The sequence below is a fragment of the Mucilaginibacter kameinonensis genome, from assembly GCF_003675385.1.
GTDB lineage: Bacteria > Bacteroidota > Bacteroidia > Sphingobacteriales > Sphingobacteriaceae > Mucilaginibacter > Mucilaginibacter kameinonensis.
The window spans coordinates 697,829-712,822 of record NZ_RCWZ01000003.1; the positions used below are offsets into that span (position 1 = coordinate 697,829).

The 14,994-nt window shown below is 42.7% G+C and carries 16 protein-coding genes; 7 read left to right on the forward strand and 9 right to left on the reverse strand.

Annotated elements, in window-relative coordinates; genetic code table 11:
* Nucleotides 1-7 precede the first annotated feature (7 nt).
* On the forward strand, nt 8-898 hold the full coding sequence (locus EAH55_RS16145; protein ID WP_121810546.1) for a 3-hydroxybutyryl-CoA dehydrogenase: 891 nt from the start codon (nt 8-10) through the stop codon (nt 896-898).
* A gap of 69 nt (nt 899-967) precedes the next feature.
* The gene (locus EAH55_RS16150; protein ID WP_112571956.1) at nt 968-1,258 is read left to right on the forward strand and encodes a YXWGXW repeat-containing protein; all 291 of its coding nucleotides are present in this window, start codon (nt 968-970) and stop codon (nt 1,256-1,258) included.
* Nucleotides 1,259-1,375: 117 nt separating this feature from the next.
* Here EAH55_RS16150 and argS read toward each other — a convergent pair whose 3' ends face one another.
* The 4 genes from argS to EAH55_RS16170 all read right to left on the reverse strand — a co-directional run bounded on the left by argS (nt 1,376) and on the right by EAH55_RS16170 (nt 6,918).
* Complete coding sequence (argS, locus tag EAH55_RS16155; RefSeq protein ID WP_121810547.1) at nt 1,376-3,304, reverse strand: arginine--tRNA ligase; 1,929 nt, start codon at nt 3,302-3,304, stop codon at nt 1,376-1,378.
* A gap of 318 nt (nt 3,305-3,622) precedes the next feature.
* Nucleotides 3,623-4,114, reverse strand: coding sequence for a cupin domain-containing protein (locus EAH55_RS16160; RefSeq protein ID WP_121810920.1), 492 nt, complete (start codon nt 4,112-4,114; stop codon nt 3,623-3,625).
* A 73-nt stretch (nt 4,115-4,187) separates the two neighbouring features.
* On the reverse strand, nt 4,188-4,802 hold the full coding sequence (locus EAH55_RS16165; RefSeq protein ID WP_121810548.1) for an HmuY family protein: 615 nt from the start codon (nt 4,800-4,802) through the stop codon (nt 4,188-4,190).
* A gap of 28 nt (nt 4,803-4,830) precedes the next feature.
* The gene (locus tag EAH55_RS16170) at nt 4,831-6,918 is read right to left on the reverse strand and encodes a TonB-dependent receptor plug domain-containing protein (protein WP_121810549.1); all 2,088 of its coding nucleotides are present in this window, start codon (nt 6,916-6,918) and stop codon (nt 4,831-4,833) included.
* A gap of 97 nt (nt 6,919-7,015) precedes the next feature.
* Here EAH55_RS16170 and EAH55_RS16175 point away from each other — a divergent pair, with 97 nt between their 5' ends.
* Nucleotides 7,016-7,981, forward strand: a complete 966-nt coding sequence (locus EAH55_RS16175; protein ID WP_121810550.1) for an AraC family transcriptional regulator — start codon at nt 7,016-7,018, stop codon at nt 7,979-7,981.
* An 18-nt stretch (nt 7,982-7,999) separates the two neighbouring features.
* Here EAH55_RS16175 and EAH55_RS16180 read toward each other — a convergent pair whose 3' ends face one another.
* Both EAH55_RS16180 and EAH55_RS16185 read right to left on the reverse strand, forming a co-directional pair.
* Nucleotides 8,000-8,704 carry an ankyrin repeat domain-containing protein gene (locus tag EAH55_RS16180; RefSeq protein WP_121810551.1) on the reverse strand — a complete coding sequence of 235 codons (705 nt, stop codon included), beginning with the start codon at nt 8,702-8,704 and terminating at the stop codon, nt 8,000-8,002.
* A 10-nt stretch (nt 8,705-8,714) separates the two neighbouring features.
* Nucleotides 8,715-9,143 (reverse strand): DUF1801 domain-containing protein, encoded by a 429-nt coding sequence (locus tag EAH55_RS16185; RefSeq protein WP_121810552.1) that lies wholly within the window; start codon nt 9,141-9,143, stop codon nt 8,715-8,717.
* A 141-nt stretch (nt 9,144-9,284) separates the two neighbouring features.
* On the opposite strand from EAH55_RS16185, the gene EAH55_RS16190 reads away from it, so the two are divergent.
* Together EAH55_RS16190 and EAH55_RS16195 are read left to right on the forward strand one after the other, a co-directional pair.
* Nucleotides 9,285-9,695, forward strand: a complete 411-nt coding sequence (locus EAH55_RS16190) for a nuclear transport factor 2 family protein (RefSeq protein WP_114938348.1) — start codon at nt 9,285-9,287, stop codon at nt 9,693-9,695.
* A 357-nt stretch (nt 9,696-10,052) separates the two neighbouring features.
* Nucleotides 10,053-10,718 carry a response regulator transcription factor gene (locus tag EAH55_RS16195; protein WP_121810553.1) on the forward strand — a complete coding sequence of 222 codons (666 nt, stop codon included), beginning with the start codon at nt 10,053-10,055 and terminating at the stop codon, nt 10,716-10,718.
* Between the two features lie 16 nt (nt 10,719-10,734).
* Here EAH55_RS16195 and EAH55_RS16200 read toward each other — a convergent pair whose 3' ends face one another.
* Complete coding sequence (locus EAH55_RS16200) at nt 10,735-11,136, reverse strand: hypothetical protein (RefSeq protein WP_121810554.1); 402 nt, start codon at nt 11,134-11,136, stop codon at nt 10,735-10,737.
* A 258-nt stretch (nt 11,137-11,394) separates the two neighbouring features.
* Here EAH55_RS16200 and EAH55_RS16205 point away from each other — a divergent pair, with 258 nt between their 5' ends.
* Together EAH55_RS16205 and EAH55_RS16210 are read left to right on the forward strand one after the other, a co-directional pair.
* Nucleotides 11,395-11,901 carry a hypothetical protein gene (locus EAH55_RS16205; protein ID WP_121810555.1) on the forward strand — a complete coding sequence of 169 codons (507 nt, stop codon included), beginning with the start codon at nt 11,395-11,397 and terminating at the stop codon, nt 11,899-11,901.
* A 192-nt stretch (nt 11,902-12,093) separates the two neighbouring features.
* Nucleotides 12,094-13,590, forward strand: coding sequence for a flavin monoamine oxidase family protein (locus EAH55_RS16210; protein WP_121810556.1), 1,497 nt, complete (start codon nt 12,094-12,096; stop codon nt 13,588-13,590).
* Nucleotides 13,591-13,640: 50 nt separating this feature from the next.
* On the opposite strand, the gene EAH55_RS16215 is transcribed toward EAH55_RS16210, so the two are convergent.
* Both EAH55_RS16215 and EAH55_RS16220 read right to left on the reverse strand, forming a co-directional pair.
* A complete protein-coding gene (locus EAH55_RS16215) occupies nt 13,641-14,117 on the reverse strand; it encodes a hypothetical protein (protein ID WP_121810557.1) in 477 nt (158 codons plus the stop codon).
* 113 nt (nt 14,118-14,230) lie between these two features.
* Nucleotides 14,231-14,929 carry a head GIN domain-containing protein gene (locus EAH55_RS16220; protein WP_121810558.1) on the reverse strand — a complete coding sequence of 233 codons (699 nt, stop codon included), beginning with the start codon at nt 14,927-14,929 and terminating at the stop codon, nt 14,231-14,233.
* Between the last annotated feature and the right edge of the window lie 65 nt (nt 14,930-14,994).

Here is a 14,994-nt window from a genome sequence, read left to right on the forward strand (position 1 = left end):
TCATACTATGAAAAACATTACAGTAATTGGCTCCGGCACCATGGGCAACGGTATTGCCCACACTTTCGCGCAGCATGGCTTTGAAGTGTCATTGGTTGATATCAGCGATGATGCCCTGAGCAAAGCCCTGCAAACCATCGGCAATAATTTGGACAGGCAGGTAAAAAAAGGAACTATCACCGAAGATGTGAAAAGCGACACCCTAAGCCGCATCCGCGTGTTTACAGATTTGGCCGAAGGCGCTCAAAATGCCGACCTTGTAATTGAAGCCGCTACCGAAAACCAGGAAATAAAGCTCAAACTGTTTAAACAACTCAGCGAAATTTGCAGCGATAAAGTTATCCTTGCATCCAATACCTCATCTATATCCATCACTAAAATTGCTTCGGTTACCAAACAACCGGGCAATGTAATAGGCATGCATTTCATGAACCCGGTACCGGTGATGAAGCTTGTTGAGGTGATTAGGGGTTATGCTACTACTGATGCCGTTACCGAAACCATTATGGAACTTTCACGCACGTTGGGCAAAGACCCGGTTGAAGTAAACGACTACCCGGGTTTTGTAGCCAACCGCATTTTAATGCCGATGATAAATGAGGCTATTTACACCTTGTATGAAGGCGTTGCTGGTGTGCAGGAAATTGATACCGTAATGAAGCTTGGCATGGCCCACCCGATGGGTCCGCTGCAACTGGCCGATTTTATTGGGCTGGATGTTTGTCTTGCCATTTTAAAGGTATTGCATGATGGCTTTGGCAATCCTAAATATGCCCCTTGTCCGCTATTGGTAAATATGGTAACAGCGGGCCACTTAGGGGCTAAAACCAACAGTGGATTTTATAAATACACCGCAGGCAGCAAGGATTTGGTTGTGGCCGATAAATTCAGGGCTTAAAGCCGGTTAAACTTTCGATGTTAGATGTTGTCAATAGTTATTATAGCGAATAACTAAAAACATCTAAAAATGAAAACCATTGCTAAATTAGGAATAGTACTTGCCTTAACGGGCTCATTATTTGCATCATGTTCAAGCCAGGCTTATGTAACCGAGCGCCCGGCTGAACCGGTTTATGTTCGCCCGGTGGCTCCCTACCCTAATGCGGTTTGGGTACCCGGCGAATGGGTTTGGCGCGGCAACCACTACGTTTACCGCCAGGGCTTTTATGCACGACCACGTTATAACCGTGTTTACGTACAAGGCCACTGGCAACCAACCAATCGCGGGTACGTTTGGGTGAAGGGATATTGGAGGTAGCCTCGCCCCCCAGCCCCCTAAAGGGGGAGCTATAAACCAAGAAACGCCCCAGATATTATTATTTACCCGGGGCGTTTTAATTAACATTCATTATTCCCCCTTCAGGGGGTTAGGGGGCTACATCCTCTCGGGAACTTCGATGCCCAATAGCTTCATCCCTTTGCTGATCACCTTAGCTGATGATGCAGACAAGGCTAAACGGAATTGTTTTGAATCTTCGTCCTCGGCTTGTAATATCGATTTTTCGTGATAGAACTTGTTATATGTTTTGGCAAGCTCATATACATAGTTGGCAATTACTGCCGGACTATAACTCTTAGCGGCTTCTTTAACTGTTTCAGGGTATTTATTAAGCAATACAATCAAATCGCGCTCAACATCTGCCAATTCGGCAACCGCTGGTTTAATACCAGCGTTATAATTGGCCCTGCTTAATACCGATTTGATACGGGCGTGGGTATATTGAATAAATGGTCCGGTATGTCCCTGAAAATCTACTGATTCGTTAGGATCAAACAGTAAGCGCTTTTTAGGATCAACTTTTAACAGGAAATATTTAAGCGCGCCCATACCAATAGTATGATATAACGCAACTTTATCGTCTTCACTAAAAGCATCAACCTTGCCCATGGCCTCGGTTTGCTCTTTGGCAGTAGTTTCCATCTCAGCCATCAAATCATCAGCATCAACCACCGTACCCTCACGTGATTTCATTTTCCCTGAAGGAAGGTCAACCATACCATACGATAAATGGAACAAGCCATCGGCCCCCTTTTTACCCAGTTTCTGCAGTATCAGGAACAACACTTTAAAGTGATAATCCTGCTCGTTACCTACCACATAAATGGACTTATCCATATGGTAATCATTGTATTTCAACTGGGCGGTACCCATATCCTGGGTAATATAAACCGAAGTACCATCGCCGCGAAGAACAAGCTTTTCGTCAAGCCCGTCTGAGCTAAGGTCTATCCATACCGAGTTATCGGCTTTTTTAAAGAACACGCCTTTTGCAAGCCCCTCTTCAATAATATCCTTACCTAACAGGTAAGTGTTCGATTCGTAGTAGTATTTATCAAAGTCAACGCCCAGTTGCTTGTAGGTTTCGGCAAAGCCTGCATACACCCAGCCGTTCATGGTGTGCCACAAGTTCATTACCTCTTCATCACCGGCTTCCCATTTTTGCAGCATCTGCTGGGTTTCAATCATGATAGGCGTAGCGTTCTTGGCTATCTCTTTGATCTTATCTTCTTCAGCGGCAATTTTCTCATTCAGCTCACCTATTAACTTTTGATTTGCCTCGTCGGTTTGCGCGCGTTTTTCCTTAACCTTGGCTATGGTAGCTAACGACTCCTCAATCTTAGTCTTTTGGTTTTCTTTAAAGGCCGAAAGGTCATGTTTATCATAAATTTCGCTCAAAACAGGTTTGAGCTGTTCTCTCAGTTCTTTATCAAAAGCAACATAATACTTACCTACCAGGTGGTCACCTTTCATGCCTGATGATTCAGGAGTTTCGCCATTGCCGAACTTTTGCCAGGCCAGCATGGATTTACAGATATGGATCCCGCGGTCATTAACCAAATTGGTTTTGATCACCTCATAACCATCGGCAGCCAAGATCTCAGCAACCGAATAACCCAATAAGTTGTTACGGATATGGCCGAGGTGCAAAGGTTTATTGGTGTTGGGAGATGAATACTCAACCATTACCTTTTCGCCATTTGGTTTTGCTACCGCGAAATCATCGGCAGTAATATTATTATATAACTGGCTAATCCAGTATTCATCGCTAATAGAAAGATTAAGGAAACCTTTGATCACGTTAAAGGATGCAATTTCCTTCAATTCGTTTTTAAGGTATTCACCTATTTCGATACCGGTTTGCTCCGGCCCTTTGCGCGAAAATTTGGTAAACGGAAAGGTTACAATGGTTACCTGGCCTTCAAACTCCTTACGGGTTTCCTGTATGCTAACGGCGGCCGGTTCAATGTCAGTTTGGTATAATTGTTTAACTGCTTTTACGGCTGCTTCAATAATAAAATCCATTCGGCAAAATTAAATAAAATGGGCGGATTGCGAATATTAAAATGGCGATGTTTACACGTAGATTAGGAGGCTCCTATGGAGCCACTACAAATTTAAGCCTTAGCTATAAACAGGGTACTCCTACGGAGTTTTTAGCAGCGATACCATCATTAATTGGGTGGGCTTATCCGTAGAAGAGTAAAATGAAAACGCGGGTATATGCTTTACTTGGTTATCTGTAATTAAACAAATAAGTGATCAACACTCCGTAGGAGTATCATGTTTATAGGCAAACAGAAACAAAATCAAGGCTCCGTAGGTGCCTCCTACCTCAACCTGCTATTCCCTGCACATTCTTGTTAACAAAACCTCATGCTGAGGATATTGCGAAACTAATTCCACTTTTTTAGCCATTTCAAATTCACTGAAATCAAAACCCGGCGCCACGGCGCAACTCACCAGGGTAAAACCCTCGCCTGTCTTTAACTCGGCAGCAAACCATAATCCTGCCGGTACAACCAACGAAAAATTGCCGGTACCTTCGTCAGATAATTCAAGGCTTGCCAAACTGCCATCTTTTTCAATTACGCGGATAATTAACGGCTGCCCTTTATGAAAATACCAGTTCTCATCAGAGGCGATGCGGTGAAAACCGGAGAAATCATCATTCTCCAGCAAATAATATATAGAAGTGCAGGCTTGTTTTACTTCAGCAGTACCAATCCGGTTAACCTCTGCTGCCGAACGGAATACTTCCCGGTAATAACCACCTTCGGGATGAGGTAATAAATTTAGCGACTGTATATAGTAAGCTGCATTTTGAGTTTCCATAAAACAAGTATAAACAAAAAAGCCTCCCTTACGGGAGGCCTCCGACATAATTAACCAACCAAAGAAAACCTGTCTATTTGAAGCTTGTTGTTCCGTCGCCCTGGTAAGCGTAACGGAAAGTATAATAACGTGATGCCGGCCTGGTAGTAAGATCAGCAAAGGCAGCAGTTGTAGTGTTTGGATTGCCTTTGTAATAGCTTATCATTTCTACTTTGGCATATTTACCATCGGCTGTCTTAATCACGAATATTTTACCTGGAGTAGCAAGTATGGCGTGCTGCGGAGCGGTTTCCGCAGTGTAAGTATACCAGCCCGAAATGGCAGGAGCACCCGTTGCATCAGTTTTATAATCGGCAGTTGGGGCCGTTGTTAAAGCTTCAAACGTGCTGCTCACTACCTGGGCTTGGGTTGTCCCGGTGCCAGATGTACCACCATTTGTAAATATGCTGGTCGATTTAAATTTAAGGTCCCACTTGGTTGCCGAAGCAGTGTCAGCTCCTGTAACCTCCGTGCCTGTAGCAAGGCTGAAATAAACCGTTGCCTTTGACGCACCATCAAGATCAGAAATGGTTTTAGTAGTAAGCTTGCTTTCTGCAGGAGTTGGATCGTCGTTGTTTTTGCTGCATGATGATGCCAGTAATATTACAGCCGAGCCTAATGCCAATGATAAAGTTTTGAATTTGTTCATGTGTGTTGTATGTATGATAGTTTAATAATTATTGCTTGTTAAAATTGTAGGCCACACCGGCGTAAATAAGTCTGCCGGGGAGGTTTAGGATCACCTGCGGATCTTTATGATTAAACAGGTTTTGCGCAGTTACCTGCAAACGCAACGCATTGTTCATGAACAGCTTTGAAACTGATGCGTTAACCAACATATAGCCGTTTGTATATTCATCGGCCCGGTTCACAATACCATTGCCATCGCTGTCTTTATAGCCATATCTGCCGCGGTAAATAGCCCTTACTGAGGTGTTGATACCTGTTTTTTCTTCGTTATAGTTGAGCCTGATGTTGTAGGTATATTTCGATCTGCCGAGCAACCCGCCGTAATCGCTGCGTTTTAGGGCTTTGGTGAGATTGGTTTCGGGATCTTTGGTGAATACTTTTCCGGCCTTGATCTGGTCGAGCACATCCTGGTCATATGCTTCAAGGTATTGGAAACCACCGCCTATTTGCAGGGGCTTAAACAGCTGATAAGTAACATCAGTTTCCAAGCCCTGCGTATAAACTTTATTAAGGTTGAAGTAAGAGAAAACCGATTGTCCGTTTGTTTTCAAGGCGATGGCAGCAGTTTCAATCAGGTTGCTGATATTATTGCGGAACAGGTTGGCGGTCCAGTAAAGTTTAGCTACAGGTTTATACCTGAACCCGAAGTTGAAAGCTGTTGAACTCTCCGCATTCAATCTTTTTAGTGTCGAGGGATCTATCAGTACAGTTTCAATCTGTCCCTCCTGTTGTAAACGGGCTATCCCCGCTTGCGCTTCTTCATAACCGAATACGCTGTAGCCAACCTCGGCATTGGTAAAGTTGAGGTAGAGCTGCCTGAAATCCGGAGCCTTATAACCTTTGCCTGCCGAACCCAATATGGTCAGCTTATCGTTAAGCGCGTAACTTGCTGCCAGCTTAGGGCTAAACTGCGATTTGTAAACACTGTGCACGTCAAACCTGCCGCCTGCTATAATGTCAAGCTTTTTTACCGGGATCCAATCTGCCTGGAAATAGCCGTAACCAGATGTAAACGATTGTTGCTTAGTATAGCGGGTAGCCTCAACAGTTTCGTACTGGCCGCCTACGCCTGCAGTTAGTTTCAGGTTATCCTGCAGGGCATAATCGTTCTGGATTTCAGCACGGTTAAAGGTTTGAGTAAAATAAGTTTGATCATAAATATCATGATTATCCTCGTACCTGATATCAGAATTTGTTTTATAAACCGAGCGGTAAAGCTGCAATACCGAAACATCTTTTTTGCTGAACCTGTGGGTAAGCACCGGCGCTAAGTTGAAATCCTTCTCGGTGCCTTTGCCCGAAGCAAAACGGTTATTATCAACCGAAAAACGGCTGTCCTGATCATTGGTATAATACCTTACAGATAATTTCAGACTGGTGTTATCATCAAAACGATAAGCTGTTTTACCATTTAGCGTATATCCGTGAAAAGGCGAAACTGTTGGTATGCCCGAGGCTGGCTGTAAACTATAGCCGCCACTGCTGTTTCGGTTGGCAAAACCGCTGATGTAGAATTTGTTTGTTTTGTACGACGAGTTCAGTGAAAGGTCGGCATTTTTATTGGTACCATATCGCCCGGCTACACCGCCGGAAAAGCCTTTGGCTGGCTCGGCGGTAATGATGTTCACTACGCCGGCCATTGCCTCCGAGCCGTAAAGGGAAGATGTAGGGCCTTTAACTATTTCTATTCTATCGATATTATTGGTAGTTATCCTTGATAGCTCCAGGATACCGGTGCTGCGACCGATAAGCGGCAGGCCATCTATCAGGATGAGGGTATAAGCCGGATCGAAACCCTGGATCTGGATGCCCTGCCCATGCGGATCATCTAAAATATTGATGCCGGTTTGTTCCGATAAAACCTCGTTCAGACGTACCAGTCCACGGTTTTTTATTTCTTCGGATGTGATGCGGGTTATAGGGATAGGTACCTGCTGCAAGCTTTTCGCGGTGCGGGTACCGGTTACTACTACTTCTTTCAGTTGTTTAGTGCTATCCTTCCTTGTTGTGTCGCGCTGCGCAAAGGCAGCAGTTGAAGTAGACAATACAAATACCAAAGGAAGAATATTTTTCATTTATTTAGACTAATTAAAAATAATGATGCAAATTTGTGGCATAGCTATCATGTTTGGTTAACGCCAAACGGATTGAAAACAACGCTAAACGGATTTTATGCACATAACCCTTACTCCTGTTTCACAAACCAACCGTCTTCAATTGACCTATCCGGAAGGTTTTAATGCAGCATCATGTTTAGAAAAGAGGCATCATGAGATAACACTTACCGATGGCGGGATTAAAGTAGATGAATGCTGGTTTGATGGTATCTGTGCGGTGTACAGTGTTCTTCATTCTGCTCAATCATTCACTATTAGTCTGGATTACCCTAAGCCATGCAGAATCCTGTTTTTTGCATTGGATGGTAAATTGGAGGCAGATACCGGAAGAACATTGATAAGAATGAACAAGGGCAATTGCTCTTCCGCCTGCCGGGCAAGTCTGAATGTCAATATATTAATTCACGTCAACAGTACCATGCTGGCAATATGTATCGATGAATTATTTATAGAGAAGCTATCTGCCCAGGGAACTTTGCCTGCAGATGCAAAAAAATATCCTGATCATCTGATAAAAAAAGATCTGACGACAAAGGCGCAATCTATCAGCAAAAATATTTTAGACAATAATCAAACGCCTTATATAAAACGGCTGTTGCTTGAGGCTGGCATAGTAGATTTATTGATTAACCTGCATCAGCCAGAGGAAACAACCACACACCCTATTATTAGCGATGCGGACAAAACCCGTTTACTGGAAGCGCGGAATATCGTTGAACAAAATTTAAAACACCCCTGTTCATTGACCGAGCTTTCACGCAAAACAGGTCTTAATGATTTTAAACTGAAGAAGGGATTCAAAGCCTTATTCGGCCATACTGTTTTCGGTTACCTGGCCGAACGCCGGATGAGCCTCGCCCATAAATTACTTAAAGAAGGGTGCAGTGTTAGCGAAGTTGCCGAGACTGTGGGTTATAAAAACGCACATCATTTTACTGCCGCGTTTAAAAAACATTTTGACACGCTGCCGAGCAAAGTAAGTAAGCTGATGATATTGATGGGGTGTTTGGCCTGGATGTAATTTTTTGTAGAGACGCATTTATGAATTATTCTTCTGAAACAACTTCAAAACCCCTGCCTGGTTGTTTTGCTGCGCCAATTTCTTAGCAGAGAGGCCATCCTTATTCTCTATATTAAAATCGGCGCCATATTTCAGCAACAGCCCAATCTGGTCAAGCTTGTACTTGCGTTTCACGGCATGAAAAAGTGTTGTATTACCATCCTTATCTGCAAAGTTTACATCAGCGCCATTCTTTAAAAACCATTCGGCTATTTCAAAACGTTTCCAGTTATAGGCAGCCATAAACGGGGTATCGTTTCCAATACCATTATCAGTTTGCGCGCCATAGCTTTTAAACAAATCAGCAGCTTCAACATCATTGTACCAGGTTATGGCGTACATACAATGTTCCGGGTCGGCACCGATTGCCAACAGATACTTGTATAATAGTTCGTTTCGGCCCCTGGTATAGGCATACCAGAGTGGTGTAGCAGGAAAAAAGCCACATTCTTCTTTTATCTGGTGCACGGCATTAAGATCCATACCGCCGGCGAGCAAAAGTTTAAGTATCGTCAAACTATCTTCAGCGTTTGCCGGGCGTTTGGCAATTTCAACACCACATAAATAATGAAGCGCGTTTTTACCACTGTCTTCCGCCCAGGTAAGCCACCTCAGGTCTTTTCCGATCATGGCCTTAACAGCTTCCACATTAAGCTCTTTGATATGCTGAATGAATTTAATCATAACGCTTTTACTACTTATCCAATATCGCCAACCAGGTTTTTACCGCGTTTTTCAAAGCCTCTTCTTTCGCGGCGACTTCTTCCATATCATGAAAAAAGGCCAGTCTTCGGCCATCGGCGTAATCACCGGAAAGCAAACCGGATGTATCGTTGATCCTGGCTCCCGAAGGAAATACCAATCGGATACAATCTTTCTGAAACACGTTTGAAACAATCACATACCTTTTATATTCCTTAATATCAAAAGGCCCCATTTCGCCGATGTACAAAAAACTTGGCGCGTTCCATTTGATATGCTCACCTATTCCGCTGTCAGCGCTCAGGATAATTTTTCTTAAAGCCTCCAATACATCCTTAAGCGGGTGATCAAGTTTTTTCATGTACACATCTACACCTGCCGAATCTGCAAGTGCGACTGTTGTTGTTGTTTTGGCTTTCATGATTAAGCAGGTAATAAATTGATTGCGAAGCGTTATCTAATTTAAAAAAAGCATACTTAATACCAAAGGAACCGTAAATAGTACCATAAAACCAGGCAGCCTCATCTTAACTTTGATGTATCAAATTAGATTATTACCATCATGGAACAGAAGCTGCCACTCCCCCCATTTAATTTTGAAACAGCCACTCAAAAAGTACAATTAGCCGAAGATGCCTGGAACAGCCAGGATCCGGCAAGGGTTTCCTTAGCGTATACAATCGACACCGAATGGCGTAACCGTTCGGAGTTTATAAACGGCCGCGAACAGGTGGTTGAGTTTTTAACGCGTAAATGGCAAAAAGAATTCGACTATAAACTAAAAAAAGAACTATGGGCCTTTACAGATAACCGCATAGCCGTACGTTTCGAGTATGAGTACCACAACGCCGATGGTGAATGGTTTCGTGCTTATGGAAACGAGAACTGGGAATTTGACGAAAACGGTCTGATGCAAAAACGTTATGCCAGCATCAACGATGTGCCCATCAAAGAAGAAGATAGGCGCCTTTAAAACAAAGAACCCATTGTAGAGGCCAATGGCCTCTACAATGGGTAACATCAATGTTTAATAATTAAGCAAAAAGGTTTAGGGCTTCCCTTAATTTAGGTTTATCATCTGAGCTATCTTTTTAATATTTCTGATGCTTTTTCATTGGCGTTAGATACTTCACATTGTTATTTTTCAGGGGTACAATTCAAAATTTGGAGCATTTCTTAATATCTCAAATCTCGTTGAAGCATTAAAAATCAAAAAGGGTGATATCACCCTTTTTTTAGTTCAAAACGGATAATAAAATGAAATACAAGTACATTATTTTTCCTATTTTGCATTTTTTTAACACCGGTTAATAGATATAACCTATAATTAATGCAAACCTCGACTTCGACCCCGCCTATACAAATTGCTATTATCGATAACCACACCTTGTTCAGGCAAGGGATGATTAGTTTACTTGGCGATTTTGAGGAGGTTACGGTTGTTTTTGATGCCGAAAACGGAGAGGATATGATCAGCAAGATCAAAAAGTTCCCCTCGCCAGACATTATACTCATGGATATCACTATGCCGGTGATGGATGGTTACGAAGCCACGGCCTGGCTAAAGACAAATCATCCCGCTGTAAAGGTACTGGCACTAAGCATGTCTGACGAAGACCGCCCAATTATCAACATGCTCAGGAGCGGTGCTGTTGGTTATATGCTCAAGGAATCAAAAATAAGAGATGTGGTTTACGCAATGCAAACCATCCAAAAGCATGGTTATTACCTTAATGAACTTGTAAGCGGGAAACTGCTGCATACTATGCAAAATAAAAACACTCCGGCCGACAAATCGAAGGAACTCACATCAAACGAGCTCACTTTTCTGAAGCTAAGCTGTTCGGAGCTTACCTATAGGCAAATTGCTGATGAAATGAACCTGAGCCCCCACACTATCGACAATTACCGGGAATCGTTGTTTCAAAAATTCGGGCTTAAATCAAGAACGGGCATGGTACTTTTCGCTATCAAAAATCAGATCATAAGCGTTTAAGCTTATCCCCTCTTCATTAAAAAATTGTTTTGAATATGAACGGTATCACAATGATACCCAGACTTATCAAAACATAATTACGATATAGCTTGCTGTTACGGCTGGGATATAAGTTTACCAGTTTATCATAACGCTGATTGTAAAATATGAGCAGGTAATTCAATATCGCAAATGGGATAAAAAATACCAATAAGCCTGCAATAAACGCGTTTATGGCTTTATCCCTGGTCAGGTCTATAGTAAAAAGGATAGGGATATCAGTAAAAAAGCGAAGAATAAACAATAGCGTAAGCAGGTTAACACCCTGAATTAACGACATGGAGATAATGGTAAACGCTTTCCAATTACCGTCTGCCCCTTTCTTTGCCCTTTCCTGTGTAATGGCATCAACCCAGATCTTGTAATAAATGCTTAACATTTGTTTCAGATTTAGTGCGCTATATAAATACTAACCCTCCCTTACAAATAAAGTTTGTAGCAATGTTTAAGTAACTGATAATTACTGCATTCCGTCATCGGCAGCAAATCGTTACGATATATCGTCATCGAAAAGTCACCAACAAAATCAAGCTACTCATTATCAATAACATACAAAACAGGCACAGCGATTGGTTAACTGATATTGTTAGTAAGCAAATCAATTTTCAAAATATCATTAACCTTAAAAATCACTCTTATGCCAAATCATTTATCAACATTCGGAGTTATTCATACGGCAATAAGCCTTGTAGGTGTTGCTGTTGGTTTTATCGCTTTATTTCAGGATGGGAAAATCGCCCCTAAAACCAAAAACGGTACGCTTTACGGCATTTTTACCGTATTGGCTTGTTTGACCTCATTCCTGGTAATGAAAACCGGTCATCTGAGTAGTGCTCATAATCTGTCGTTCCTTGTTTTGATTTTGTTTCCCATCGTTTATTATGCACCATCATTACGCATTTTCGGCAGCAAAGCAGATTATGTACAAACCATAGGCATGACTGCCACCTTATTCTTTTCCTTAGTGCCAGCCGTAGTTGAAACATTAACAAGGCTCCCGGTTGAACAGCCCCTGGCTGACGGCCCTGATTCGCCCATAGTAAAAACAGGACTTATGACTTTGTTAGTGCTGTTTATAATCATTATGATATTCCAGGCAATTAAACTGAAGAGCCAGCGCAAAGGGTTAACACCTGCATTGTAAATAGATATCTGCCGAACCTATAATATATTAACTGTCTGGGGCCTGCCTGTTTTTACGGGCAGGCATTTTTGTTTCCCTACAATACTTCTACATCCGGTTAACGGAACCTTAAAGTTGAATTGACGCAAATAATCATAGCCAAATAATCCTAAATTTATTGAAAGCTATTCCGCGTCAAATCATCGTTAACCTATGAAAGATATTAAAAGACGATCATTCATTAAACATACCATACTGGCCGGTGCCGGTACTGTCCTCGCCCCGCAATTATTGAGCGCCCAACAATTTGATAATCCAAAGGTCATAGCCCCTGATAGCACCAGCCCGACATCTGACAAAAAAGTAATTGTTGCCGGAGCTGGCATTACAGGCCTTTGCTGCGCATATGAATTAATGAAAGCCGGTCATGATGTAACTATATTAGAGGCCGATGGCCGGTACGGCGGTCATGTTTTTACAGGAAGAGACGGCTTATCAGATGGTTTATATGCCGATTATGGTGCCGACCATATCACCAAACCGGGTTACGAAAAGTTTTTTGAATACGTTGATGCGTTTAAGCTTACAGCCCTACCCTATCCTCATGCAGAAGGTTCGGCCGCAGCGCCCAACCGCAACGGTTTGCGTATGGTTGGCGGTAAATTTTACACTGATGATGAAATGAAGAGCCCCGCTCTATTGGAAAAAATGGGCTTTAATGAACGGGAGGTTAAATTCCTGGCAGAAAACCCTTTTTATGCACTAAGTTCCTTCTACCTGAAAAATTATAGCGGCAAGTTTACAGACCCGTATCAGCCTTTTGGCGTAAGGTATGACGATCTCGATAAAATTACTGTTAGCGAACTCTATAAAAAAGAAGGGGCATCCGTGGCTGCGCTTGGCTATTTAGGCGGTCAGCGGACTTCGGCTTTGTATCATCTTTGGAGGGCCTATGTTATGGAGTCGCGGGGTATTCCGCTTTCTGAGGGCGACACTTACCATTTAAAAGGCGGCAATGAACAACTGCCCATCGCCTTCGCTAAACGCCTTGGGAACAGAGTGAAACTAAACCATCGGATAACAGCAATCAACCATTCGGCTACAGGCGTCACAGTAAAATACAAACCATACGGCAAAGCCGAACAGGAAATGAGTGCCGACTTCCTGGTAAATTGTATTACGCTGCCCATTTTTAAAACTATCCCGCTTTCACCGCCCCTCTCACCCGAAAAACAATACGTGGTTAACCGCACCACCTATTCATCACACCCGTTTTATGTATTTGAAGCAAGCAGTCGCTTTTGGCTGGATGATGGTTTTAAAAGCATCAATATGGAATTTGAGCATCCGTACATATCATCCATATGGGAAGAAACCAATGAAGTTGGCAGCGAGAAAGTCATTTTGAAAGCTTACGGCCCAGGCGGCCTCACACCACAGCAGGTACTGGATGCCTTCAGGCAGGTTTACCCGGGTAAGCATGATACTATTGAACAAGCCCTAACCAAAGACTGGACACGCGACGCTTTCGCCCCCGCCTGCGAGATGGAACCATTCCCCATAGGTCAGATGCACCGCTTTTGGCCCCAGATCATGAAACCCAACGGACGAATCTATTTTGCCGGTACTTATGCCGATAATTTAAGCCGCGGAATGGAATCATGCATCCGCTCGGCACAGCGGGTTGCCGGTGAAATTGATAAAGCATAAAACAAAAAAGCACCCCGGCCGGGGTGCTAAAAACAAACTATCAAATCAAATTAAATAACTTTATCCTGAAGCACCATTGCAAAAACACTTTTCAAAGGAGCTCCATTAGTATCGGCGTAGTTCAGCGTCAATTTACGGTCATCAACAAGAAATGCCGAGTTCACGTAAAATTGAGCGTCAGAAGACTCAGTACTAATGACACTACCACTCTCGCTTACCGTTTTTTTAGCGATAACTATGTTTAGGCCATCACCCTTTGTATGGAATTTACCGGTATACTGCACAGTTGTTGAATTACCATTTTTATAAGTCACATCGGCAAGCAAAAAGGTACTATCCGACGCGAAAATTAAGTAACGACCTTGCTCTCCCTCCTTTATTGGGATATACCACTGGCCAAAAAGGGATGTATTTTTCGAAGCGACATGTTGCTGGGCCTTATCTTTTTTACAGGCAGCCAGAAAGAACAAAGCCACGACCAGCAGGACAGTGGCTAATTTTCTAATTTTCAATACAGGCTTTACCATAAAGTGAAGGTTTTAATTGATATTACGATGGCTATCTGCAATTTGCGACAGTAACAACAAAAAAAAGACTGCCCGAATGGGACAGTCTTTCAATATTTTAGATGAGCAGTTGATTAATCAGCCTTGCTAACCCTGCCTGAGCCGGCATAGTGTGTTTCGCCTGTTTTGGCTGTGCCTGAATATACAACGCTTCCGGAACCTGAAATACGGGCCGAAACAGTTTTGCTGGCAATAACATTGATATTTCCTGAACCGGCAATCGAAGCTTCAACAGTTTCGGTTCTTAATGATTTACCGTTGATCTCGCCCGAGCCTGAAATATGGCAATCGGCCATACCAGTACTGCCTTTAACGTCAATTGATCCAGATCCGCTGATTCTCATATCCAATGTACCTGATTTAACGGCAGTTTTGATGTTCCCTGAACCGCTCAATGCAATTTTAGCATTATCGCCGGTCATTGTCCCCTCGACGGTTGAATTTCCCGAACCACTGTTAGCAAGGTAACCCAGGCTTTTTGCTGTAATGTAGATATTCGCACGTTGAATATTGCGGTGATTTTTCCAGTGATCTTTAAATTCAACTTTTAATACGCCGTTTTCGACTTCGGTTTTGATATCATCAACAATATTGGCATCAACATCAAGTTTTAAGCTTTCAGTTCCGTCAATCTTAATAAATACGTTAAATGGGCCTCCGCAGGCAATACCATTATAGCCGGATACATTGCGGCTTACAGTTTGCGCAGAGGTATTAAAGGCTACCGAAACCGTTAGTAACGAAGCCATTAGTGAGAAGATTAGTTTTTTCATGATCGCGTGTTTAGTTATATGACGCCTTTTTAATTAAAAACGTTGCACCCTCTTTGACTTTTCTA